The following is a 23,622-nucleotide window of genomic DNA, read 5'->3' on the forward strand; positions in this document are numbered from 1 at the left end:
GACATGCATTCCGTGTGCACTGTTTGTTAAAGCCAATTTATTCTATTTCATTAAGTATCACTTTATCTCGATATTTAAAAGAACCTACTACATATTGTAACATGTGGGGTCATTATATTACATGATAATAGATTTGTTCAGCGTTGACAATAGGTTGACACTGTCAACGCTGCTAAGTTTTAGTTAACTGATTTTTTGCTTCGGCACATCTATATATTAATTTAAAATTATTAACGAGTCATAATATCCTATATCAAAACACAACTTATCAACTTTTTTCAAACTTTTGGCATTACTTTTTTGTTGGAAAATTTGATCTTAATGTATTAAATACATTAAATAGATCAATAATTCCATACCCCCAGTCCTGGTTTGGATAATGAAGGAGGCGACTTCTCCTTGCTCCTCTTATAAGATACTTTTTAATTTGGATAGAACTGATATTTGGATAATACCCATTAACAACACCCCATTCCAGCATCAATGCTGTTATTCCCGCCGTAAAGGCTGCAGCTAACCCAGTACCAGATGCAGTAGTAAATCCTTTTGATAAATTTGGTACAACTAGATTTACGCCTGGCGCTGTAAGCTCCGGTTTTATAACACCATTTCTGGCAAATCCTTTACTAGCCTGATTATATAATTGATCATTTTCAGGATTATAAGCAGTAACTGTTATGGGAGGTGCCGTATTACTCGGAGAGGTAATGGTAGTGTATGGAGTTGGATTTAAAAAGTATGTTTGATTGGAAATAAATCCATTCATGGGCAGCCATATATTGAAGGAACCGGGTTCACTTCCCCGGCTATATACCCGAAACCTCCAAATACCGGCTGCTGGTTTACTAAATCGTAATAGGATCAACTGATCACCGGTATTAGTTTCAACTAGATTGTAATCAACAAATATTGTTGTTTCTTCAAATATAAATTTAATCTCAATATTGAAACGTAAACTCTCAGTTATTCTTGGTATATATTCGCCTGATGGAGATAACATATCAATGGAATAGGTGTTTGGAAGGCCCCCCCATAACTCCATTGAAAACCCTGGCTCATTTTCTCCAATATTTAGCTCTACTGTAGTATACCTTATGGAAGGATCCGTTGTATGAAAAAAATGCCTTTTATTATTTCCTTCATTTCCTGCGGATAAACTAAACCCAAAATGCGGAAATATTGTAAAAAAATACATCTCATTATCCAAAGGACCCCTGCCGTCATGGGCTCCTTGTGAAGATCCCATGCCAATACATATAGAACAGGGCATATTATATTGATTCGCAGTTTTAATTATAAACTCTAAGCCCCAAATGATATCATTGTCCTGATAACAAGGAACATCGTAAGGTATAAAAAAAAAGTCTCTTAAATTATTTTTAGCTTGCTTCAATTTTACTACAATAATATCTGCATCAGATGCCACTCCACTAAAGTTACTGGAAGGCACTTCTGAACCGGCCATGATTCCTGTCAGCATGGTTCCATGCCCTATTTCATCCTTACTGGGGACTATATCATAGGGATTACTGCTTTTTATTGCATTGTTAATCTGTTTTCTACTATATTCTGTGCCATAAAAGGTATCTTTAGGGTAATGGTCTAGACTGTCGATTGTCTGATCCCATAGCCTTATAATTTTACTAGTGCCATCTTCACGAATAAATATAGGATTGGTATAATCGACCCCAGTATCAATTATAGCTACAAGCACTCCCTTTCCACGTAAATTAAAACCAGGTATTGCTCGAAGCCTATGAACTCTAGTTGATTCTAGCGCCACCTTGCTTGTAAGTCCATATAAACGTGGAAGTGTTGAATAACCATATTTCCTGATGAAGTTCTTATCCAGGATATCAACAGGAACATAAGCTATTGCATATCTTGCATTGATAATATGAGTTGTTGCACCAGGAAATCGGTTCAATAATTTTTCATTACGGTTATGTTCAATATATAAATCCGTATAATCGTTATTAATTATTTTGTACTTTTCTTCCTGTGTCATACTTTCACACCTCCTAACCTTCTATTTCTAATGCTATATACTGCTGCGCAGGCTTTCAAATATATGATATACGTTAAGAATACCATAACCCCAATCCTGGTTTGGATACGTTAAAGTTGGATCTCTTCTTGCACCTCTTATCATTAGCCCTTTCACATCTGAAGTTTTTATTAAAGGTAGATTTCCATTTACGATACCCCACTCTAAAATAATTGCTGCTACTCCTGAAATAAATGCAGCAGCTGGACTAGTTCCTGAAACGGGTGAAAAGCCTTGGTCTAAATTGGGACTGGTAATATTAACTCCCGGAGCTGCAATCTCTGGTTTTATATTTCCTGTTCTAGTATAGCCTTTACTTACATTCAGATAAAGGCTGTCATTTGCAGTGTTATATGACGTGACCGTGATAGGTTCTGTGGCGTTTGCAAACGAAAGAAGTGTTGTATCTGGATCTGATTTCAAAAAAAATGTATCTCCGGATATAAATCCATCCATTGGAAGCCAAATATGAAAGGATAAACTTAAATCTCCCTTTCCATAAATGTGAAAAGTCCAGATACCGGGAGCAGGGTCAGAAAATCTAAGTAATATTAACTGATCTCCACTTTGAGCTTCAACAACCTGATAATCTATCAGGATAATTGTATTATCAAAGATAAAGGATACTTTAAAATATTCATTTACTCGCGGTATAATCCGACTAATATATTCACCGGAGGGTGATGTGATATCCATAGCAAAAAGACCGGGAGAATCTCCCCATAATTCCATAGAGAAACCTTTTTCATTATTTCCAACTTTCAGTTCCACTGTATCATATCCGATGCTAGGGTCAATAACACTATAATAGTGTCTTCTTGCATTTCCTTCATTACCACCAGCAATTGTAATTGTAAAATTTAAATTCTCCGATCTTAAAGATAAAAGATAATTTAGAATTAAACTATTATCATGCGGACCTTGTGAGGATCCCAAAGCAACACAGATAGACATAGGTCGACCAAGCTTATTCGCAGTTATTTCTAAATATTCTAAAGCAAATGCAATATCATTACTCTGATAGCAAACGGCATCCGTAGGAATTTTCCAAAAATCCTTCAAATTCTGCTTGGCAGGTTTTAATTTAACTATAACCAGTTCTGCATCTGGTGTCACACCGGAAAATCCCTTTTCAGGTACTTCATTACCTGCTGCAATTCCTGCCAGCATTGTACCATGTCCTATTTCATCCCTTGATGGTACTATCTCATATGGATTTTGGCTTTGGAGTGCCTGATTAATCTGCTCTCTGGTATATTCCGTCCCGTAATAGGTATTGGTGGAATAGTTCTCACCATATATAGTTTGATCCCAAAGGGCAGCAATTTTTGTAGTATTATCAGGATAGCGAAAAATTGGATTTGTATAATCTATGCCTGTATCAAGGATACCAATTAATACGCCTTGACCTCTCAAATTTAAATTAGGAATATTTCTTAATCGTGTAATTCCAGAAGCTTCGAGGTCTGCCTGATCAACAATTCCAGATAATATTGGAACAGCACTATATCCATATTTAGAGATGGTGCTATTATCCAGATAGGTACTAGGGATTCGTACAACGGCAGTCATAAGATCTAGTAATTGGACAGTAGCATCCGTAAAACGTTCAAAATATTCTAGATCCCTAGGAAAATGGATAAACAAATCGACATAGTCATTGTTGAATATTCTTTCACCCGTTTCTGGTATCATATCTATATTCTCCTTGTATTTCGTTAGTAACTTTACCTCATTTTATACGTCATCTTCACTATTTATTACATGAAAAGAAAACTATATTATTCCTTACGAAATTGTTAGCAAAAAACTTGACTAATCAGGATCACCTTCATCCAACGCAGTATAACTTAGATTGAATAAGAAGATTTAAGTAATTTTAAAAAAGAGACCGTCCATTCTCAAATAACTTGAAAACGAACGTTCTCACGACATGTTCTTAATTTAGTTGAATCATGAAAAATAGTAGATGAAATGTAGGATAATCATACTATAAGTGCTTCACATAATCATTACCACGTGTTTCAAATCCCATTTTATTCAAATAGGAAACGTGCTCCGAACAAAAACCTGTATAAGTTAATTTTTCAATTCCAGCCTGACTCAATTTTCTATACAGGTATGTTCCTACCGAACAATCTCTATATGTTGGTATCGCATAATCCATTTTAACTTCAATGCTGCCATCTTTAGCTTTTTTTCCTAAGAATAATCCAGCTGGTGTTGCATCACAGCACACAATATATGCCACATCACATGCATCTGAATTTTTGTTAAACTGAGGAAAATAGCTTTTTATGTCTTCCTTGTAGTAGTCCAAATAATGTTGTAATAAGCTATCGTTTGAGCTGCTATTTACCAATTGATAATGTTTATCTGTCTTCTTTAGTAATTTGCTAAGATTATAAACGTTAATTGCAACCAAACAGAAATTCATAAGTGCTGTCGGATAGGACTGAATAATTAATGCGTAGATTGCAAAAATACCACTACCAACTGTATTTACGATTCTTAATTTTACAACAGATGACATTAACATGGAAACTACTACAAGTATAGAACCAATATAACCAATGATTTCAATAATCTGTGTATCCATATTTCTCCTATTCCTTACATATTCTCAACAATATTTGTAATAAGTTTTTTGAAGTCGTTTGAAACACGATCTGCTGTTTCTTGTACTTCTTTGTGGTCTAATTCCACTTTTGAAATACCTGCAGCCATATTTGTAATGCAAGAGATTCCACACACTTCTATTCCCATGTGGCGAGCCGCCATTGCTTCACAAGCTGTACTCATGCCAACGGCATCTCCACCCCATCTTTGTGCCAAACGTATTTCCGCTGGTGTTTCATAGTTCGGACCTGAGAATTGTACATAAACACCTTCCTGTAATTCAATGTTGCATGCTTTTGCGCTGTTACGAATCACTTCTTGTAAACGTTTGCTATATACTTCACTCATATCAGGGAATCTAGGCCCTAATTCTTCCAAGTTTGGTCCAATGAGCGGGCTAGGAATACCTGTCGTAATATGGTCTGTTATCATCATAAAATTTCCTGGTTTGTAATTTTCATTTGAACCACCTGCAGCATTTGTTAAAATCAATTTCTTCACGCCGAGCATCCCCATAAGACGTGTTGGAAGAACAACATCTGACATTTGATATCCCTCATAGAAGTGAACACGTCCTTGCATAATCACAACTGGAATTTTTCCAACATATCCGAATACAAAACGGCCTGCATGTCCTTTTACTGTCGAAATTGGAAATCCTTCGATATCTGTATATTCGATTGTATCAACGATTTCGATATCATTTGCATAATCACCAAGTCCTGAACCAAGAATCATCCCTACTTCTGGTTGAAAATCCACTTTTTCTTTTACGCTATTTACGCAAGCTAATAATTTGTTATACATCTCTCCACGCCTCTCTATTTTTAATATCCAGCACCTGTGTCTGTATTTTTTACAATTTTAATCAATCTACTTGTACCAAGTCTATCTGCTCCAAGGCTAATAAATTTTTCTGCATCTACAAATGATGTAATACCACCAGCAGCTTTTACTTTCACATCTGCTCCAACATATTTTCTCATTAATGCAACATCATCAAAGGTTGCACCTGATGTAGAAAATCCTGTTGATGTTTTAATATATTCTGCACCAGCATTTGTTACGATTTCACACATTTTAATTTTTTCTTCTTCTGTTAAAAGACATGTTTCAATGATTACTTTTAAGATTTTACCTGCGCAAGCTTCATGAATTGCACGAATTTCTTCTTCAATCACATCATATCTTTTATCTTTTAAATCACCAATATTGATTACCATATCGATTTCTTCAGCACCATTTGCAATTGCATCTTTTGTTTCAAATACTTTTACAACTGTTGTATTATATCCGTTTGGGAAACCAATTACTGTACAAATTGGTAATTTGCCTTCTACATATTCTGCAGCACGTTTTACATAAGCTGCTGGAATACATGCGGATGCTGTTTCGTATTCCATTGCATCATCTAAAATTTGTTTCATTTCAGTCCAAGTTGCTGTTTGACCTAAAAGTGTATGATCTACTGTTTTTAATATATCTTTCATAAATATTCTTCTTCCTTTCTTTCCACAATTTTCTTTTCCTTTTTACTATAAAAGCTTTTCAAGCGTAGAATTTCCAATTGTCCCTTCTGGCATTTTCACTCCAAAGTTCTCTGCTATTGTCGCTCCAATCACAGCAAAGGTTTCGCTTGTTTCTAATTTTCCATTTCTTGTCATTGATGGAGAGTATGCTAAAAATGGTACATACTCTCTTGTATGGTCTGTTCCTATATAAGTAGGATCGTTCCCGTGGTCCGCAGTAATAATTAATAAATCATCATCTTTTAGCACATCTAATAATTCACCTAATTTTTCATCGAACATTTCAATTTCTTTTGCATATCCTTGCACATCTCTTCTATGCCCCCATAATGCATCAAAGTCTACTAAGTTTGTATAACATAATCCTTCAAAGTCTCTTTTTGCAATGTCAATTGTTTGTTCCATTCCATGTACTGAACTTTTTGATTTGTTCGACTCTGTCAATCCTTCTCCATCAAAGATATCAAAAATCTTACCTACGGAGATAACATCATAACCAGCTATTTTCAACGCATCAAGTGCTGTCTTCCCATATGGTTTCAAAGCGTAATCATGTCTGTTCGCTGTACGTTTAAATTCGCCCTTTTTCTTTCCAACATATGGTCTAGCGATAATACGACCTACTTTCCACTCATCTTTCATTGTAATTTCTCTTGCAATTTCACAACAACGATATAGTTCATCTAAACCAAAGGTTTCTTCATTTCCACAAATTTGAAGAACAGAATCTGCCGAGGTATACACAATCATATGTCCTGTTGCAATTTCTTCTTCCGCCAATTCTTCTAAAATCTCTGTACCACTAGAACTCTTATTTCCAATAATTGTACGGCCTGTTCTTTCTGATAATTCATCTAACAATTCCTGTGGAAAACCTGTTTCTGTAAAAGTTTTAAATGGTTTCGTAATATGAAGTCCCATCATTTCCCAATGACCTGTCATTGTATCTTTTCCGAGACTCTTTTCTTTTAAATATCCATAATACCCCATAGGTTCTTCAACTGCTGAAACTTGTTTCAACGGATGAAGATTTGCAAGACCGATTTTTTGGAGATTAGGAATAGAAAATGTCTCTACTTGTTCTGAAATATGCCCTAAAGTGTCTACACCTACATCTCCATAATCTGCTGAATCCGGAAGTGCACCCACACCTAAGGAATCTACTACAATTGTAAATATTCGTTTATATTTTACCATTTTCGTCTCCTTTCATAAACCCATATAAAATTTTTTAATCTTCCCATAAATGCTTTCCCCATCTAAACCATATTTCTTTATCAATTCTATCGCCGGTCCGGATTCACCGTATGTATCATTTACACCGATTTTCATTACTTTTGTTGGAGCTTTTTCTGCTAATACATCACAGATAGCACTTCCAAGGCCTCCGATGATAGAATGCTCTTCTACTGTAACAACTTTTCCTGTTTCCGTTGCTGCAGCTACTACTAATTCTTCATCTAATGGTTTGATTGTATGGATATTAACAACTTTTGCTTCGATACCATCAGTTGCTAATTTTTCTGCCGCGTTTAAAGTTTCAGCTACCTCTAAACCTGTTGCAAAGATTGTGACATCTTTACCCTCACGAAGAACAATACCTTTTCCTAATTCGAATTTGTACCCCTCATTTTCATTGATTACAGGTACTGCTAATCTACCAAAACGCATGTAAACTGGTCCTTGATGTTCGTAAGCTGCTTGTACAGCTGCTCTTGCTTCTAAATCATCTGAAGGATTGATAATTACCATTCCTGGAATTGTTCTCATAAGAGCAATATCTTCATTACATTGATGCGTAGCACCATCTTCACCTACTGAAATACCAGCATGTGTAGCACCAATTTTTACATTTAATTTTGGATATCCAATTGAGTTACGAATTTGTTCAAATGCACGTCCTGCTGCAAACATTGCAAATGAACTTGCAAATGGAAATTTACCTGTTGCCGCAAGACCTGCTGCAACACCCATCATGTTACCTTCTGCAATACCACAATCAATGTGACGTTCTGGGAATGCTTTTTTGAATACCGCTGTTTTTGTAGCACCTGCTAAGTCTGCATCTAATACTACTACTTCTGGATGTGAAGCACCTAATTCTGCTAATGCCTTACCATAACTATCTCTTGTTGCAATTTTCTTTACATCTGACATAATGCTTCACCTACCTCTTCTAGATCTTGCATTGCCACAGCATATTGTTCTGCATTTGGAGCAGCTCCATGCCATGAAGCTTTATCTTCCATGAATGAAACACCTTTACCTTTTACAGTATTTGCAATAATAGCTGTTGGTTGTCCTTTAGTTGCTCTTGCTACTTTGAAAGCACCTTCAATTTCATCGAAATTATGTCCATCAATATTGATAACATGGAAATTGAACGCTTCAAATTTCTTGTCGATTGGGTATGGTGAACATACATCTGCAATATTACCATCAATTTGAAGACCATTGTTATCAACGATTACAACAAGATTATCAAGATTTCTATGTCCAGCAAGCATAGCTGCTTCCCATACTTGACCTTCTTGGATTTCACCATCACCTAATAATGTATATACTCTGTAATCTTCGTTTGAAAGCTTTGCAGAGATTGCCATTCCTACTGCCGCAGAAATACCTTGTCCAAGAGAACCACTAGACATATCAACTCCTGGAATATGTTTCATATCTGGATGCCCTTGTAAGTAAGAACCAACACGACGGAGTGTTTTCATGTCTTCTACTGGAAAAAATCCTCTGTGTGCTAATGTTGCATAGTATCCTGGTGCTGTGTGACCTTTTGACAATACGAAACGGTCTCTATCTGCTTTCTTTGGATTTTTTGGATCAATATTCATTTCTCCAAAGAAAAGATATGTATAAATATCTGCTGCTGATAATGCCCCCCCTGGATGACCAGACTTTGCATGAAACACACCTGTCACAATGCTCTTGCGAATTTCATTCGCTATCATCATCAACTCTAACTTAATAGCCATAATACTTCTCCTTATCGCGAAATGTTTCACACTATTTTTCTTTATCTGCTTTTATTAATTTACGAATTGCTTCTACTGCAACTTTAATTGCAGCTTCTGTATCGTGTACAATTGGGTTTTCCAATCCTGCAGCATTTCTTTCTTGATTTGCTACTACTAAGAAATCAGATCCGCAACGTACTCTTAAATGACTTGCAACGATAAATAATGCTGCTGATTCCATTTCAGATGCTTTGCATCCTAAACGTTTCCATGCTTCCCATTTATTTAATAATTCATAACTTACAGGAAGTCTTTCTGCTTCATGTTGTCCGTAAAACGCATCTTTACATTGTACAATACCTGTATGATATATATAACCTAATTCTTTTGCTGCACTTACTAATGCATTCGTTACATCTAAATCAGCTACTGCTGGGAACTCGATTGGAGCATATTCTTTACTTGTCCCTTCCATACGGATAGCACCTGTTGCAATTACAACATCTCCACCTTTAATATCAATTTCCATACCACCACATGTACCAACACGGATAAATGTATCTGCTCCGCAGTTTACTAATTCTTCCATTGCGATAGATGCTGATGGTCCACCGATTCCTGTTGATGTTACAGATACTTTTTCTCCATCAAGATATCCTGTATATGTAACATACTCTCTACTATCTGCTACTAATTTTGCATCATCAAAATGTGTTGCAATTTTTGCACAACGTTTTGGATCTCCTGGTAAGATAACATATCTACCTACATCACCTGATCTAAGTTGTACATGATATTGTAATCCAATTTCTCCTGTATAATTTTGCATACCTATCTCCTCTCTATTACTTTCGATACTTCTGTACTCAACTTTTCATATTGTGTTTTATCCATTTGTATGCTATAGCCATCTTTGCTAATAAAACCATTTGCTTGGAGTTTTTTCATTGCTCTCGTAATTGTTTTTTCACAAAGCCCTGTCATTTCTGACATCTCTTGTCTTGATGTTTCTACAGTAAGAATATCTTTTACCGCATATTTCTTATATAAGTCTACAAAATATAAGCTTAAGCGATTTGCACCTTGTAAAAAGATATATGCACGATTGTTTCTATCTGTTTCCATCAAAAAGTTTATCATCGTCTTCGCTTCTCTCTTTAGCGCCTCTATGTCTTCCTGTAACCATTTTTCAAATACTTCTCGCGACATTTTCAACATTGTACATTTTGTTACTGTTTGCAAAGACGCACGGTATACATCCATGTCCAATATGATTTCCATACTACCCATCGCTTGTAATTTATCTACACGCATAAAATCAAACACAATTCCATACATACGATAGTCGACTGCACGTATAACTCCTTTTACAACAATGTAAATTGTATTTGCCGGATCATTTTCTCTAACAAACACAATATTTTTATCTACATTCACTGTCTTAATAGAATCTAAAAGCCATTTTGGTGAATTGATAAAATACTCTTCTACTTCTGCTCTTTTGATTCTATCCAATTCTTTTAATATTGGTAATTTTTTATATAAGTACTCTAACATCCAAACGACCTTTCTAAGATATGGCTGTCATATCAAAATATGACAGCCAATAGTTTTCCCTTATTTGATTGACTCAACTTTTACGTAGTCACTTGATAATTTACTTGCATCTGTTGCAATTGTATCATTTCCAACTTTGATTGTCCCGTCTTGTAATCCTTTGTATAATTCGTCATATTTTGTTTGATCGAATTTATTAAATTTTGATGTTTCCATTGGTAATAATACACCGTTTTCTTTTGCTGTTAATGTAACTGACTTACCACCTTGGAAGCTATCTTTATAAACGCTTGCTACGGTATCGTATACTGATGTACTTAAGCTCTTCATTGCTGATGTCATTACTGTTTCTGATTCCGCTGATTGGTCAACGTCTACACCGATTACTTTTTTTCCCGCTGCTTCTGCTGCCTTCATTACCGAGTTCCCAACTGCTCCTCCACATGCAAAGATTACTTCTGTTCCATTATTATACCAAGCTGCTGCTTTTGCATTGTTTTCTGGTGTTGCATCAAAATTTCCTACATATGTATATTTTACTTCTACGCCACTTATATTAAGGTCTTTGGCTGCTGCTTCTGCACCTTGTACGAATCCATAACCAAACCTGATTACCGCTGGAACTGCGATTCCACCCATGAATCCTAATTTTGTGTATCCTTCTACTACTGCTGCATATCCTGCTAAGAAACCTGATTGTTCTTCTGCATAAAATACAGAAGATACATTATCATTAATTTTAACTTCTTTTTCCGGACTTATTGGTGCAGCATCTACCATGATGAACTTAATATCTGGATATTTTTCTTGTGCTTGATAAATTGGTGCTTCGAATAAAAATCCTGGTGTTACGATTACTTTCGCTCCACCTTTTACAGCTAAATCAATTGATGTTAAACATGCTGAATCTGATTTTTCTGCTGGTTTGTAGTATTTGCATGTGATACCATTATCTTTTGCGTATGTTTCTAACCCTTCCCATGAACCTTGGTTGAATGACTTGTCATCGATTGTTCCTACGTCTGTGATAAGTGCTAATTCATATCCTTTTTCTGATGCGCCTTTTTCCCCACCTTCTGCTCCCGGTTTTTTAGCACAGCCTGCTACCATAGTCGTTGCCATTACACCTGCTAATAATAAACTTAATAACCTTTTTTTCATAATTCTTTTCTCCTTATCTCATTGATTTATCATATGGAATTCCTTCAGCCTTAGGAGCTTGTGAATTCTTAGATACGAATGCTAATAATACTAAAGTTGCAATATATGGGAACATTTTATAAATCTCACTTGAAACTGGCAATGCATTTAAAAATGGAATCGCTGAATATGCACTTGAAAGTGTTTTCATAATTCCAAAGAAGAATGCTGCCATTAAGATTTTGTTACTTCTCCATTGACCGAAGATTAATACAGCGATTGCTAAGAACCCGTATCCTGCAACTGTTGCATTAAAGTTAGTCGATGTTGGAACTACGAATACTATACCACCAATTCCAGCTAACACACCTGATACAATAACACCTGAGTAACGAATTTTTGCTACATTAACACCTACTGAGTCAGCTGCTCCGGGATGTTCTCCACAGGCACGAAGTCTTAATCCGTATTTTGTGTTTTTGATCACATAGGCTGCTACTAAATAAATTGCAATTCCAATGTATGTTATGATGTAACAATTCTTAAAGAACATATCTCCAATTACTGGAATGTCGCCAAGTACAGGTACTTTTGAAATATAGAATGTATCTGTAAATGCGATTTGTTGTGTTCCTTGTACCATACGTGCAACATAAATTGCAAATGCTGGGGCAAACATGTTAAGCGCTGTACCACTGATTGTTTGATCTGCTTTCATATTAATAGAAGCAAACGCATGTAGTAATGAGAAAATTCCACCTACAACCCCTGATACAAGGATTGCTAGAATTAATAATAATTGCCCATTCATGCTATCTTGGAAAATACTGATAAATGAAATCCCTACGAAAGCACCCATTACCATGATACCTTCTAAGGCAATGTTAATCACACCACTTCGTTCTGCATACATACCACCAATTGCTACTATAAGAAGAGGAATAGCAAAGTACATTGTTTGTTGAATAATAAAGTATAAAATATTCATTATGCTTCCTCCTTCTTATTATTTTTGTTCCTTTTTTTCATTTGGAATTTGTAAATTAATGTCTTAAATAATAGTGATAATGCACCACAGTATACAATCGCTGCAATGATAATATCAATCGCTTCTGACACGAATCCATATAATTGCATATTATATCCACCAACTGTAATATATCCAATGAATAAGCCAGCGAATAAAATACCAATTGGGTTAGAGCTGCCTAGCAGAGCAACTGAAATACCAGCGAAACCTTCTGGTGCAACAACGTCGAGTACTTGCAAGAATTTACCAGAACCTGCAAGATATAAAAGTGCCCCGCCTAATCCAGCTAATGCTCCTGCAATTACAATTGAAAGAACAATGTTTCTTTTTTCATTGATACCTGCATATTTACTTGCATTTGTATTTAAACCACAAGCTTTTAATTCGAAACCAAATGTTGTTTTTTCTAAAATAATATATACAAGAATTACACAAATAACAGCAATAATGATACCTGCATTAATGTTTGCACCATCAAAAACTTTATTTAATCCCATTTTTGATAATACTGCTGTTTCTGCAACTGGTAATGATTGGTTCTTTAATTGATCATAAATTGAAGTTCTAATTAATAAATTAACAAGTGACATACCGATATAGTTCATCATAATTCCTGAAATAACCTCACTTACATTAAAGTAAGCTTTTAATAAACCAGGAACTATTCCCCATAGAGCTCCTGCTAAAATCGCTGCAATCAAACATACTATCACATGAATACCTGCTGGTAAAAATGTCCATTTGATTCCTACGAATACAGCAGCAAAAGCACCTGCTGCAAATTGTCCTGAAGCTCCAATATTAAACAAACCTGTCTTAAAAGCAAAACCTACAGAAAGCCCTGTCATAATAATAGGTGTTGCATAATATAGTACGTCTCCAATCCCTTTCATTCCATCAGTAAAACCACCTTGGACAATCATTAAAAATCCATTTACAGCCTGACTTGGATTAGTTACAAGTAATAAAATGAATCCAAACAAAAGACCGCAAAGAATTGCCAAAACCGAGGCACTTAAGCCAACGAAACGTTCATTATTAATTTTCTTCATTCTTCACCCCTCTTTTCGCACCTGCCATGTATAACCCAAGTTCTTCTCTTGTAATTTCTTGTGGATTAACATCCGCAACAATTTCACCTTCGTACATAACTACAATTCTATCACTCAAATTCATTACTTCATCAAGTTCTAATGAAACAAGAAGAACTGCTTTACCAGCATCTCTTTGTGCAATTAATTGTTTGTGAATATATTCGATAGCACCTACATCTAAACCACGTACTGGTTGAACTGCGATTACGATTTCTGGATTTCTATCTAATTCTCTCGCAATAATTGCTTTTTGTTGGTTTCCACCAGACATACCCCTCGTAACACTATCTTCTCCTTGTCCACATCGAATATCAAATTTTTCAATTAAGCCCTTTGCAAATTCTCTAATTTCATCAAATTTAAGGAATCCATTCTTTTGGAATCTATCCGAATAATATGTTTGAAGTACTAAGTTGTTTTGTAACGTGTAGTCTAATACTAATCCATCTTTGTGTCTATCTTCCGGAATATGAGCCAAGCCGTCTAAACATTTTTGTCGAATGCTTTCTTTTGTAATATCCTTACCATTTAAGATAACTTGTCCTTTTTCAATTGGCATTAAACCTGTAATTCCATAAATTAATTCAGATTGACCGTTACCATCAATACCAGCTACGCAAAGAATTTCCCCCTTATGAACAGTGAATGAAACATCTTTTACAGCATCTTTTCCAGCTGTTTTTCCTTTTACAGTAAGATTTTTTACTTCTAATACAGGTTCCCCTTGCGTTGCCTCTTTCTTATTAACTACTAAATTAACCTTTCTTCCTACCATCATCTCAGACATTTCTTCCTTTGATATGTCTGCTACATTAACTGTTCCGATGTATTTTCCTTTTCGAAGAACACTACATCTATTTGCTACTTCTTTAATTTCGTTTAACTTATGAGTAATGAAAATTATTGATTTTCCTTCAGCAACTAATTGTTTCATAACTTTCATTAATTCTGAAATTTCTTGTGGTATCAGTACCGCTGTTGGTTCGTCAAAGATTAATATTTCATTATCGCAGTATAACATTTTTAAAATTTCAACTCTTTGTTGCATCCCTACAGTAATGTCAGAAATATAAGCATCTGGATCAATTTTGAATTTGTATCTTTTGCTAAGTTCCATTACTTTCTTCCTTGCTTCATCCATTTTAAGGATACCAATTTTAGTTGTTTCTCTTCCTAATACAATACTTTCCAAAACAGTAAAGTTATGTACCAGTTTAAAGTGTTGATGAACCATCCCGATTCCCAATTCATTGGCATCATTTGGGTTGTTAATTTTAACAGGCTTTCCATTCATCTTAATTTCGCCTTGTTCTGGTTGATATAGTCCAAAAAGAACACTCATCAGTGTAGATTTTCCTGCACCATTTTCACCAAGTAAAGCATGAATCTCTCCCTTTTCTAATTGGAGTGTAACATCATCATTTGCTTTAAAGCTGCCAAATTGTTTGGTAATATGATTCATTTCAATTACATAGCTCACTCTGTTTCCTCCCATACATCTACATAATAGTCATGTTTGTTTCATTATATAAGACAGGCGTCCTTGTTTAAAGGACACCTGTCCCTTTTTTTGCATTTTTATTGTAATTTCGTCATTGTTTTACAATTATTTTTTCTATATTTTGTGCATTATGCACAGTTTTTTTACTTTTTGAGCGAAAAACTGTATGAGTGGAGCCGCAAATATTACAGTAGCAATTGTGATTGCCCCAACTTTGCCTCCGCACACAAATCCAACCACAACAAGAACAATATCAAATCCCCATTTTACATATTTAAATTCACATCCGAATTTATCTTTAAATGTCATTACTATTCCCGTCATAGCATCAATACCTATATCTACTGTTATGAAAATTGCAACACCGAGATATAACAACAAACATCCTATTACGCTTGCAATAATCTTATATAATAATAAATCAGAGTTCCCAAATATCGATAGATACGCATATGTTCCTACCGTCACAAAATTCCCATAAAGTAAGAAGTGAATAACAGTACCTATGTTAATGTATTTTCTTCCAAACACGAAAACAAACAATAATAAGCATGCGTTTATAATATTAGAAGCCACCCCAAGTTGGCTTCCTGACATATTTAATGCACTTCTTACTCCATCATAAAAGACTCCAATTGGATCATTGCCTAAACCTGCCTTAGCATTGAAGGCTACTCCTACTGCTGCAAAAAATATCCCAACGCACGCTAATATACATCTGTATTTTTTTGAAATCTTACCTTCCATCCGCTTCCCTTTTCTAAAACCTAGCTTTTTTTGCATTCTCTTTCAGTATGCAAATTTCTTCCTCTGTTATATTCAACTCTTCCTTTACAAATTGAAACTCTTTTTCCAATGTTGTATTTGATACAGTCAAGTTGTCTGTATTTAATGTGACGCACAATCCCGCATCGAGCATTTTTTTCAACGGATACGTTCCAACCACTGCTCTTGTTTGATAGTTACTTGTTGGACAAACCTCTAATGGTATTTGTTTTTCATGTAAATATTCCACTAGTTCCTTATCTTCTAAGCATCTCACACCGTGTCCGATACGTTTCGCACCTAGTTCAAGTGCTTTCCACATACTTTGAGGGCCATCTGCTTCTCCTGCATGAATCGTAAAATCAACTCCTAATTGCACAGCGGTTTCAAATACTTTTGAAAACTTTTCTGTTTTATGTAATGCCTCTGCACCAGCAAGGTCGGCCGCCACAACACCTCTGTCTTTATAACATGCAGCCAAACGTACTGTTTCCATGTTTTCTGCTTCATTATCTTCCATACGCAAACAACACAAAATGATTTTTGCTTGGAAATAATCGCTATTTTTTATTCCTGCTAAAGCCGCACAAACAACTTCTTCCTGAGAAAGTCCTTTTTGTAAATGTAACTGTGGTGCAAATCGAATTTCAGCATACACTAGACCTTGTGTTTCTAACCTTTCGCACAAATCTGATACCGCACCTTGAATCGCTTCTTTTGTTTGCAACACGGCGCAAGGCAAACTGAATTTTTCTAGATATTCATTTAAATCTCTACAGTCTTTGTCTTTTGGTACACACATGTACTCCATTAGTTTCTCTTTGTTTTCTGATGGCAACTTGATGTTTTGCAATTTTGCTTGCTCTAATACAAAATCTGCTGATAGAGAGCCATCTAAATGCAAATGTAAATCAATTCCGTTTTTCATCTTTTTCCTCCATTTTCCATAGTCTCATTCCTAATACTATGAGCCATTGGAAAATTGCCGAACTGTTTAGTGATGTGGTTCATTTCAATTACATAAGTACTCATAACATACCACCTTGTTACTTTCTTTAATTAACCTTATAGGTTTTTACCCGCAAAGCCTAATGGTAATAATTCCTCCAAAGTATATTCTTTCCATGTCTTGTCTCCTTTTCCTAAAAGTACAATAAACTTTTCAGGATCACAAAACTCTCTTAACACTTGTCTACAAACACCACATGGTGCAGCAATTTCTGATGGTTCCTCATCTCCTGGTCCTCCAACAATGGCAATTGCCTTAAATTCAGTAATGCCCTCTGAAACTGCTTTAAAAACAGCTGTTCTCTCAGCGCAATTTGTAGGAGAGAATGCCGCATTTTCAATATTGCAACCTTTTATAATTTGACCATCTTCAGCTAGAAGTGCCGCACCAACTCTAAAATTCGAGTATGGTGAATATGAAAATTTTCTTGCCTCTAGCGCTTTTTCTACTAATTCTCTTTTGTTGTATTCTAGCATTTTTCTTTATCCTTCTTGATTAATAAACGTATTGTTTCTGTATTGTAGTCCTACCTTCACCTAATTAATTTTACATAATTGTTTCTCCTTTTCTTTTTATTATTTTTATATAAGTTTTATTTACTTGTATAATATATTACATCTTGTATAATTTCAACACGCATTTAATACAAATTTCGCATATGCATTTTGTGCATTATGTATATATATCCTCGTTTTTTTATTTGTTTTTTTATTTATCAGACAAAACATTTTATACAAGTATGTATTTCAAAAATTGTACAATTGACATTTTATCTTTTTCAATTTATTATATGTATATTAATATTAAGTTGTCTAAAAAAGGAGCTTACTATGAATAACACACTTACAACAATATCAAAAGAAAAGGCGCGAAAACTAAAACACGTTAAGGTCTATGACCGTCTTTACTCCATGATTAAGGACGGAACATTTCCACCAGGGACACAACTTCCTTCTGAACCTGAACTTGCTCTTCAGATGAACGTAAGCCGTATGACATTACGTAGATCTCTAGCTCTACTGCAAGAAGATAATTTAGTTCAAAATATTCAAGGAAAAGGAAATTTCGTCAAATCCCAATCTTCACCTGCAACTTTTTATGAAACAGAACATATACAACATCCCTTTGTTAAGTGCTCTACAATAGATTCTGATTCAACAGAATTAGAATTCAGAATCGAACCTCCTAGTGATTATATGAAACAAAGTGTACATTGTGATACTGCCGCTGTCGTCATTTCAGACAGATGGTACAAAAAGAAAAACGCCGCCATCGGCTACACCCTATCAATCATTCCTATAGAGACGATTTCAAATTATAAAATTGATTTATCTAATCTGGAATCATTCCTAGTTTTTCTCGAAAAAACAATATATGACTTAAGCCTTGATAGCAGATGTAGCTATTCATATACAAATACAGGAAATTTTACATCCACAAAATACACTCTATCAAATAACTCAAACTTCTTTTTAATACAAGAAACACTGTATGACAATAACCATATTGTTCTTTTATTTAATAAACACTATATCCCTTTGCATAACTTCTCTCTCGAAGTATGCTACACAAACCAACTTCAATCTTCTCCAGAAAATTAAAATAAATTTACTCTTGAAATGAAGCGAACCCCTTTTGTTAGATTTGTATTTCACCTAACAAAAAGGGGTTATTTTAGGGTTTCCAGACATATTCCACCTTCTTTATAATATGATTCCAACCCGAAGCAATTGGAAGTTGTAGAGAGAATTATTTATATTTCCTACGCAGTAGCGATACTAAAATCAACTTAGAATAGCCACCTTTCTATTTTGCCATGAAAATATTCATGTTCTAGTTTTCGTATAAGGTAGCTATATCATGTATTCTACGCTTCATTTCTGTACGGATATGCAATGGCTCTAAACACTCACATTTATCCCCAAAACCAAGAAGAATATCGTAGCAGTATTCGTTCTCTATAAAAGGATAACTAACAATGTAATGCTCATCACCGTCTGGCAAAAAGTTTTCATAAGCACAAAAATCAAGCAACCTGTCCATAATTGATTTATGAATACGAATTTTAATTTTTGTTTGCATAGTTTCCCAAATTTCTGAAAAGTCTAAAGTCGGTTTTTGATAATCTCGTGCCGCAAAAGTTTCCTCTTGTATTTGTAGATTTGATATGCGAGATATTCTAAATAGACGAAAATCATTTCTTTCATGGCAATACCCTTGCAAATACCAATGACTACTTTTCAATACAAGCTGATACGGCTCGACTATTCGTGCAGTTTTATTTCCGTGGTGGGCTACATATTCAAACGAAAGCAGCTTGCTTTTCTGCATAGCTGTTTTGATAATTTCTAAATATGGTTGTATGTTCCTGTTACCCATCCACGGACTTAAATCTATACATATTTGATTTACTTTTAATTCAATGTCTTTTACTCTGTCAGCAGGAATAAAACTCTTAACTTTCGCAAGTGCATGTACCAGTTCATCACCTCGTATTATGTTGGACAGACTGGAAAGTCCCATCAAGAGAGCGGAAAGATCGGCAGTCGAAAAAACCTTTTTATCAATTTTGTATTTCTGCATGATTTCAAAACCGCCGCCCACTCCCGATGCCCCGCGAACAGGAATGCCTGCCATATTGATAGCGTCTATGTCGCGGTAGATTGTGCGGGGTGAAACTTCAAACATATCTGCTAACTCCTGTGCGCCAATACGCTCTTTATCTAGGAGTATCATAATAATGCTAACCAGCCTGTCAACCTTCATCTGATAGCCGCCTTTCAAAATTTCTTTTTCCATTATTAATTGTTGCCATACTGATGTCAATAATTACATGGTATTATTATAAAGCAAACAAATCACCTAAACAATGAAAATGGAGGAAATTTATGTTTACAATTTATATTTATGTTCTTGATACCTTGGCCGACTGGGAGCTGGGTTATGTAACTTCGGAGCTGAATTCTGGCCGATTTTTCAAAAAGGGCGCGCCATCTGTATCGCTCAAAACTGTCAGCGACTCAAAGGAATCAATCAAAACGATGGGCGGACTGACAATAGTTCCAGATTGCTTAATTGATGATATAGTTATGAGCAAAACAAGCGTGTTGATATTACCAGGCGCAGATTCATGGAATGACCAAAAGCATGGTGTTATCATCGAGAAGGCAAGCGAGCTTCTCTCTTTAGGCGCTACGGTATGCGCAATCTGCGGGGCTACCGCTGCTCTTGCTAACTTTGGATTATTGGATAAGCGTCCGCATACCAGTAATGGATCGGGATTTCTTGAAATGTTTTCTCCCAGTTATAAAGGACAAAGTTTCTATATTGATAAACCATCTGTTGCGGATAACAACCTTATTACTGCAAGCCCAACAGGGGCCTTGTTGTGGGCCAAACAAATTATTGAGCATTTAGGCGTTTTTCAAGCAAATACACTGGACGCTTGGTACAATTATTTTAGTACCGGCAAGCCTGAATATTTCTTTGCCCTAATGCAGACTTTGCCGTCTAGCAATGAAAACTGATAATTATCATTTCCCTATATTTTAGTAATAATAATTAGCCTATTTTAACAACATTTCTGTCTAATCAACCTGCCCAAAAACAATCCTGTCTACTCAACTATGCGACTTTTTTACAGTAGACATATTCCCAAAGAGTAACCATTTTACAAGGGGTTCTGCCATTCTGCAAATCAGCAAAACACGCAAAACCCCCTTTTTTCTACACTTTCGAGTTTCTAAAATTACATTTTCTTATAGGGGGAAGAATTTTAATAGTAATAAATTAGAAAATAATAAGGTTCATGTTAGAATCATTTATGGTTAGTTTTCATAATCACATGTTAAATCTTATTCTTTAACATCAATAGAATCAAGTTTAATATAATCATCAAACTTTAACTCTCTCTTTAACTCTTCTTCTGTTGGTAAATATGTCATATACTTAGACGCAAAAATTTGTTTATTATCTTCAGGCAAGGTGTACTTAACGACTGCATCACTTTTATCTGCACAAAGAACAATTCCAATAGGAGGATTATCACCTTCATTCATTAATTCCCTTGTGTAGTAATTTACATACATCTGCATCTGACCTAAATCTTGGTGTGTTAGCTTGCCAATCTTTAAATCGAATAATACATGACATTTCAAAATATAGTTATAAAAAACAAGATCGATATAAAAGTGTTCATTATCGAATACAAAATGCTTTTGTCTTGCTTCAAAACAAAATCCTCGTCCTAATTCAAGTAAAAACTTCTGTAAATGATCAATAATAGCCTTTTCTAAATCCCTCTTGGTTCTAACTGATTGATTTCCTTCGCAACCTTTGCCTTGTCTTTACTTGCAAGTATTCTGTCATAATACATGGAATTAATCTGCCTCTCCAACTGACGAACACTCCATCTGGATTTCACACATTCTTCTTGATAAAAATTTCTTCTCTCCACATTATCAATGCGCATAAGCAATCTATAATGTGACCAGCTCAATTCGCTACACAGTGTGTAGCGTTTTGGAAATACTCCTTCCCATTACATCAATTTTCCAGATAGTAACTGAACCATCTTGCACATTAATGATTTGTGTATCGATTCTTTGCATTTGGAATCACTCTATTATCAATTCCTTTTAATACAAATGTAAGTTTATAAGGATCAACTGTTCCATCTTCTTTTGTTTCACCAACAAGTATTTTTTCTACAATACTTTCAAATACAACTCGGTCAAATTCATCTAACACATCTGTTTCTGCAAGCCTTTGTCTGATTTCCTTCATTCTTTTGCTTACATCACGTTTTGCATCCACTGTAGAACCATAAATTTCTTTTTCTTTCTTGGCACGATTGATTTTTGCTGTAAAATCTTCATATTTTTCATCATATGCTTCTTTTGTAATTTTATCATCCAGCAACATGTCGGTCAATTTCTTTCTCTTTGACGAAAGTAATCTATCTGGTTAAATGTTTTTATCTTTAGATAAGGATTTCGCTAATTTATATGTACATTTCAGCGAAACCCCTATACGTTTTGGCGAAAGCAGTAATTTAAATAATCTGGCATTACCCCATCCCCATGAAAGAAAATATAAATTTATCTTTGCCTATATAATACACAGGTTCATCTTTCACTTGATATCCCCTCAACACCGCATAAAATCAAGGTTTCCTTGAAAGCAAACAAACTGTTTCAACGTGCCCCTAGATTTATATTTTATACTACATGGCGAAAGTAAGCCATAGACTTTATGGGAGGGGTAACGTTTTACCCCGTCTAGATTATTACCCCATTTCATATTTTTCAACAAAATTTTATAATCTAAAATTTAATGTGGAATTTACGTGGTTCTGGATTGCCCAATATGCGGTTTGGACGCAATCACCGTGGGCCTTTATTTGCATACCATTAACATATGTAATTGCCCACACTATATTTTTATCATTCTTATATGTAACTTTAAATTTTTGTCCATTTAATTCAAACTCATCATAATTTTCCATATTGATACTCCTATGCTCTTAATCTTGCATTGCTCTACGCATATTGGCCTGATCCATTCGCTTGGCAACAGCTTCTAGTTTTCCAAATATTTCATCTACCTCATCAGTAGATATCTCACGAAATTTGCAATAACTATTATTCATATTTTGTGCCATCTTAAACAATGCTGTTAATGCATCATATAATTGTTTCCACATATTATATGCATCTTCAATATGACCACGCTTCACATAAGCCTCTACAAAATTTACAGAACCTTCGAACATTTCCACCTGCCGAAGAACTTCCTCATTATCAAGAATTCCAGCATAATCCATTGACTGTCTGTCCTTTTCCCATCTTTTTTTGAACTCTTTATTATTACTAGCCATATTATTAAGATGTGCTTCTGGATTACATATATTTTGTTTAAATTCCGTTATTTTCCCAAATATATAATCATCCATCATATCCTATTCCTCCCAATCTTCTATACCATATTTTTCAAGCAAGCCTCTTGCCTGTTCCAGTCCCACATCATAAATATGCACAGACTTGGATCGGTGACTGCCCTGATTAATCATACCCTCTTCTTCCAATTCATCCAACACCTTAAATGGATATCCCTTCCAAGCATTATTTTCGGATGCACAAGATCTGTCTTGAATACTAAATCTTGTCAAATACATCAATGCTAATGTCAATTCCTTTACTGCTTCTTTCGCTGAAGTTCTTTCCATTTCCATCCCTTCTTTCTCCTTTGTATTAAAATATCGTTTTTCCAAAATGTTTATGTACATTCCCCGAAATTTTTACCCCGGGGTAAAATCAATTCCCTCATAGCCACTCTGCGTAAATAAAAGCACATATCCATTATCT

Annotated in this window: 24 protein-coding genes and 1 pseudogene; 2 read left to right on the top strand and 23 right to left on the bottom strand. The window is 35.1% G+C overall.

Annotated features, from left to right (window positions below):
* Positions 1 to 292: 292 nt before the first annotated feature.
* The 17 genes from DWV06_RS07550 to DWV06_RS07630 form a co-directional block, all read right to left on the bottom strand.
* Positions 293 to 2,008 (bottom strand): S8 family peptidase, encoded by a 1,716-nt coding sequence (locus tag DWV06_RS07550; protein ID WP_115481576.1) that lies wholly within the window; start codon positions 2,006 to 2,008, stop codon positions 293 to 295.
* Positions 2,009 to 2,041: 33 nt separating this feature from the next.
* Entirely contained in the window at positions 2,042 to 3,742 is a 1,701-nt protein-coding gene (locus DWV06_RS07555) for a S8 family peptidase (protein ID WP_115481577.1), read from the bottom strand.
* Positions 3,743 to 4,037: 295 nt separating this feature from the next.
* Complete coding sequence (locus DWV06_RS07560) at positions 4,038 to 4,646, bottom strand: YgjV family protein (RefSeq protein ID WP_115481578.1); 609 nt, start codon at positions 4,644 to 4,646, stop codon at positions 4,038 to 4,040.
* 14 nt (positions 4,647 to 4,660) lie between these two features.
* On the bottom strand, positions 4,661 to 5,473 hold the full coding sequence (locus DWV06_RS07565; protein ID WP_115481579.1) for a purine-nucleoside phosphorylase: 813 nt from the start codon (positions 5,471 to 5,473) through the stop codon (positions 4,661 to 4,663).
* Positions 5,474 to 5,493: 20 nt separating this feature from the next.
* Complete coding sequence (gene deoC / locus DWV06_RS07570) at positions 5,494 to 6,156, bottom strand: deoxyribose-phosphate aldolase (RefSeq protein ID WP_205027755.1); 663 nt, start codon at positions 6,154 to 6,156, stop codon at positions 5,494 to 5,496.
* A gap of 45 nt (positions 6,157 to 6,201) precedes the next feature.
* Positions 6,202 to 7,392 carry a phosphopentomutase gene (locus tag DWV06_RS07575; protein WP_115481581.1) on the bottom strand — a complete coding sequence of 397 codons (1,191 nt, stop codon included), beginning with the start codon at positions 7,390 to 7,392 and terminating at the stop codon, positions 6,202 to 6,204.
* Positions 7,393 to 7,404: 12 nt separating this feature from the next.
* Positions 7,405 to 8,352, bottom strand: a complete 948-nt coding sequence (locus DWV06_RS07580; RefSeq protein WP_115481582.1) for a transketolase family protein — start codon at positions 8,350 to 8,352, stop codon at positions 7,405 to 7,407.
* The gene (locus DWV06_RS07585) at positions 8,340 to 9,179 is read right to left on the bottom strand and encodes a transketolase (protein WP_115481583.1); all 840 of its coding nucleotides are present in this window, start codon (positions 9,177 to 9,179) and stop codon (positions 8,340 to 8,342) included. The genes DWV06_RS07580 and DWV06_RS07585 overlap by 13 nt, the downstream gene beginning before the upstream one ends.
* 31 nt (positions 9,180 to 9,210) lie before the next feature.
* On the bottom strand, positions 9,211 to 9,990 hold the full coding sequence (gene udp / locus DWV06_RS07590; RefSeq protein WP_115481584.1) for a uridine phosphorylase: 780 nt from the start codon (positions 9,988 to 9,990) through the stop codon (positions 9,211 to 9,213).
* Between the two features lie 2 nt (positions 9,991 to 9,992).
* Positions 9,993 to 10,718 carry a Crp/Fnr family transcriptional regulator gene (locus DWV06_RS07595; protein WP_115481585.1) on the bottom strand — a complete coding sequence of 242 codons (726 nt, stop codon included), beginning with the start codon at positions 10,716 to 10,718 and terminating at the stop codon, positions 9,993 to 9,995.
* 60 nt (positions 10,719 to 10,778) lie between these two features.
* Complete coding sequence (locus DWV06_RS07600; RefSeq protein ID WP_115481586.1) at positions 10,779 to 11,879, bottom strand: BMP family lipoprotein; 1,101 nt, start codon at positions 11,877 to 11,879, stop codon at positions 10,779 to 10,781.
* 13 nt (positions 11,880 to 11,892) lie between these two features.
* Positions 11,893 to 12,846 carry an ABC transporter permease gene (locus DWV06_RS07605; protein ID WP_115481587.1) on the bottom strand — a complete coding sequence of 318 codons (954 nt, stop codon included), beginning with the start codon at positions 12,844 to 12,846 and terminating at the stop codon, positions 11,893 to 11,895.
* A complete protein-coding gene (locus DWV06_RS07610; protein WP_115481588.1) occupies positions 12,846 to 13,940 on the bottom strand; it encodes an ABC transporter permease in 1,095 nt (364 codons plus the stop codon). Before DWV06_RS07610 ends, DWV06_RS07605 begins: the two co-directional genes overlap by 1 nt.
* Positions 13,927 to 15,462 carry an ABC transporter ATP-binding protein gene (locus tag DWV06_RS07615; RefSeq protein WP_115481589.1) on the bottom strand — a complete coding sequence of 512 codons (1,536 nt, stop codon included), beginning with the start codon at positions 15,460 to 15,462 and terminating at the stop codon, positions 13,927 to 13,929. The genes DWV06_RS07610 and DWV06_RS07615 overlap by 14 nt, the downstream gene beginning before the upstream one ends.
* A gap of 135 nt (positions 15,463 to 15,597) precedes the next feature.
* On the bottom strand, positions 15,598 to 16,230 hold the full coding sequence (locus DWV06_RS07620; protein WP_115481729.1) for a YczE/YyaS/YitT family protein: 633 nt from the start codon (positions 16,228 to 16,230) through the stop codon (positions 15,598 to 15,600).
* A gap of 13 nt (positions 16,231 to 16,243) precedes the next feature.
* Complete coding sequence (gene add, locus DWV06_RS07625; protein ID WP_115481590.1) at positions 16,244 to 17,176, bottom strand: adenosine deaminase; 933 nt, start codon at positions 17,174 to 17,176, stop codon at positions 16,244 to 16,246.
* Positions 17,177 to 17,313: 137 nt separating this feature from the next.
* Positions 17,314 to 17,733 (bottom strand): cytidine deaminase, encoded by a 420-nt coding sequence (locus tag DWV06_RS07630; protein WP_115481591.1) that lies wholly within the window; start codon positions 17,731 to 17,733, stop codon positions 17,314 to 17,316.
* 354 nt (positions 17,734 to 18,087) lie between these two features.
* On the opposite strand from DWV06_RS07630, the gene DWV06_RS07635 reads away from it, so the two are divergent.
* The gene (locus DWV06_RS07635) at positions 18,088 to 18,858 is read left to right on the top strand and encodes a GntR family transcriptional regulator (protein ID WP_115481592.1); all 771 of its coding nucleotides are present in this window, start codon (positions 18,088 to 18,090) and stop codon (positions 18,856 to 18,858) included.
* A 232-nt stretch (positions 18,859 to 19,090) separates the two neighbouring features.
* On the opposite strand, the gene DWV06_RS07640 is transcribed toward DWV06_RS07635, so the two are convergent.
* Positions 19,091 to 20,023 (bottom strand): helix-turn-helix transcriptional regulator, encoded by a 933-nt coding sequence (locus DWV06_RS07640; protein WP_115481593.1) that lies wholly within the window; start codon positions 20,021 to 20,023, stop codon positions 19,091 to 19,093.
* 122 nt (positions 20,024 to 20,145) lie between these two features.
* On the opposite strand from DWV06_RS07640, the gene DWV06_RS07645 reads away from it, so the two are divergent.
* The gene (locus DWV06_RS07645) at positions 20,146 to 20,784 is read left to right on the top strand and encodes a type 1 glutamine amidotransferase family protein (protein WP_115481594.1); all 639 of its coding nucleotides are present in this window, start codon (positions 20,146 to 20,148) and stop codon (positions 20,782 to 20,784) included.
* Between the two features lie 327 nt (positions 20,785 to 21,111).
* On the opposite strand, the pseudogene DWV06_RS19015 reads toward DWV06_RS07645, so the two are convergent.
* The 5 genes and pseudogenes from DWV06_RS19015 to DWV06_RS07670 form a co-directional block, all read right to left on the bottom strand.
* Positions 21,112 to 21,767: pseudogene (locus DWV06_RS19015) on the bottom strand (PDDEXK nuclease domain-containing protein); the annotation flags it as partial.
* A gap of 71 nt (positions 21,768 to 21,838) precedes the next feature.
* Entirely contained in the window at positions 21,839 to 22,189 is a 351-nt protein-coding gene (locus DWV06_RS07655) for a hypothetical protein (RefSeq protein ID WP_147289839.1), read from the bottom strand.
* A gap of 385 nt (positions 22,190 to 22,574) precedes the next feature.
* A complete protein-coding gene (locus tag DWV06_RS07660) occupies positions 22,575 to 22,763 on the bottom strand; it encodes a hypothetical protein (RefSeq protein ID WP_115481596.1) in 189 nt (62 codons plus the stop codon).
* An 18-nt stretch (positions 22,764 to 22,781) separates the two neighbouring features.
* The gene (locus DWV06_RS07665; protein ID WP_115481597.1) at positions 22,782 to 23,213 is read right to left on the bottom strand and encodes a hypothetical protein; all 432 of its coding nucleotides are present in this window, start codon (positions 23,211 to 23,213) and stop codon (positions 22,782 to 22,784) included.
* Between the two features lie 3 nt (positions 23,214 to 23,216).
* On the bottom strand, positions 23,217 to 23,489 hold the full coding sequence (locus DWV06_RS07670) for a DUF6429 family protein (RefSeq protein ID WP_235828917.1): 273 nt from the start codon (positions 23,487 to 23,489) through the stop codon (positions 23,217 to 23,219).
* Between the last annotated feature and the right edge of the window lie 133 nt (positions 23,490 to 23,622).

This window comes from Anaerosacchariphilus polymeriproducens (genome assembly GCF_003363435.1).
GTDB lineage: Bacteria > Bacillota > Clostridia > Lachnospirales > Lachnospiraceae > Anaerosacchariphilus > Anaerosacchariphilus polymeriproducens.

Coding starts and splice junctions, on each gene's coding strand:
- DWV06_RS07550 (WP_115481576.1), bottom strand. CDS start 2,008: ATGACACAGGAAGAAAAGTACAAAATAATTAATAACGATTATACGGAT.
- DWV06_RS07555 (WP_115481577.1), bottom strand. CDS start 3,742: ATGATACCAGAAACGGGTGAAAGAATATTCAACAATGACTATGTCGAT.
- DWV06_RS07560 (WP_115481578.1), bottom strand. CDS start 4,646: ATGGATACACAGATTATTGAAATCATTGGTTATATTGGTTCTATACTT.
- DWV06_RS07565 (WP_115481579.1), bottom strand. CDS start 5,473: ATGTATAACAAATTATTAGCTTGCGTAAATAGCGTAAAAGAAAAAGTG.
- deoC (WP_205027755.1), bottom strand. CDS start 6,156: ATGAAAGATATATTAAAAACAGTAGATCATACACTTTTAGGTCAAACA.
- DWV06_RS07575 (WP_115481581.1), bottom strand. CDS start 7,392: ATGGTAAAATATAAACGAATATTTACAATTGTAGTAGATTCCTTAGGT.
- DWV06_RS07580 (WP_115481582.1), bottom strand. CDS start 8,352: ATGTCAGATGTAAAGAAAATTGCAACAAGAGATAGTTATGGTAAGGCA.
- DWV06_RS07585 (WP_115481583.1), bottom strand. CDS start 9,179: ATGGCTATTAAGTTAGAGTTGATGATGATAGCGAATGAAATTCGCAAG.
- udp (WP_115481584.1), bottom strand. CDS start 9,990: ATGCAAAATTATACAGGAGAAATTGGATTACAATATCATGTACAACTT.
- DWV06_RS07595 (WP_115481585.1), bottom strand. CDS start 10,718: ATGTTAGAGTACTTATATAAAAAATTACCAATATTAAAAGAATTGGAT.
- DWV06_RS07600 (WP_115481586.1), bottom strand. CDS start 11,879: ATGAAAAAAAGGTTATTAAGTTTATTATTAGCAGGTGTAATGGCAACG.
- DWV06_RS07605 (WP_115481587.1), bottom strand. CDS start 12,846: ATGAATATTTTATACTTTATTATTCAACAAACAATGTACTTTGCTATT.
- DWV06_RS07610 (WP_115481588.1), bottom strand. CDS start 13,940: ATGAAGAAAATTAATAATGAACGTTTCGTTGGCTTAAGTGCCTCGGTT.
- DWV06_RS07620 (WP_115481729.1), bottom strand. CDS start 16,230: ATGGAAGGTAAGATTTCAAAAAAATACAGATGTATATTAGCGTGCGTT.
- add (WP_115481590.1), bottom strand. CDS start 17,176: ATGAAAAACGGAATTGATTTACATTTGCATTTAGATGGCTCTCTATCA.
- DWV06_RS07630 (WP_115481591.1), bottom strand. CDS start 17,733: ATGCTAGAATACAACAAAAGAGAATTAGTAGAAAAAGCGCTAGAGGCA.
- DWV06_RS07635 (WP_115481592.1), top strand. CDS start 18,088: ATGAATAACACACTTACAACAATATCAAAAGAAAAGGCGCGAAAACTA.
- DWV06_RS07640 (WP_115481593.1), bottom strand. CDS start 20,023: ATGAAGGTTGACAGGCTGGTTAGCATTATTATGATACTCCTAGATAAA.
- DWV06_RS07645 (WP_115481594.1), top strand. CDS start 20,146: ATGTTTACAATTTATATTTATGTTCTTGATACCTTGGCCGACTGGGAG.
- DWV06_RS07660 (WP_115481596.1), bottom strand. CDS start 22,763: ATGGAAAATTATGATGAGTTTGAATTAAATGGACAAAAATTTAAAGTT.
- DWV06_RS07665 (WP_115481597.1), bottom strand. CDS start 23,213: ATGATGGATGATTATATATTTGGGAAAATAACGGAATTTAAACAAAAT.
- DWV06_RS07670 (WP_235828917.1), bottom strand. CDS start 23,489: ATGGAAATGGAAAGAACTTCAGCGAAAGAAGCAGTAAAGGAATTGACA.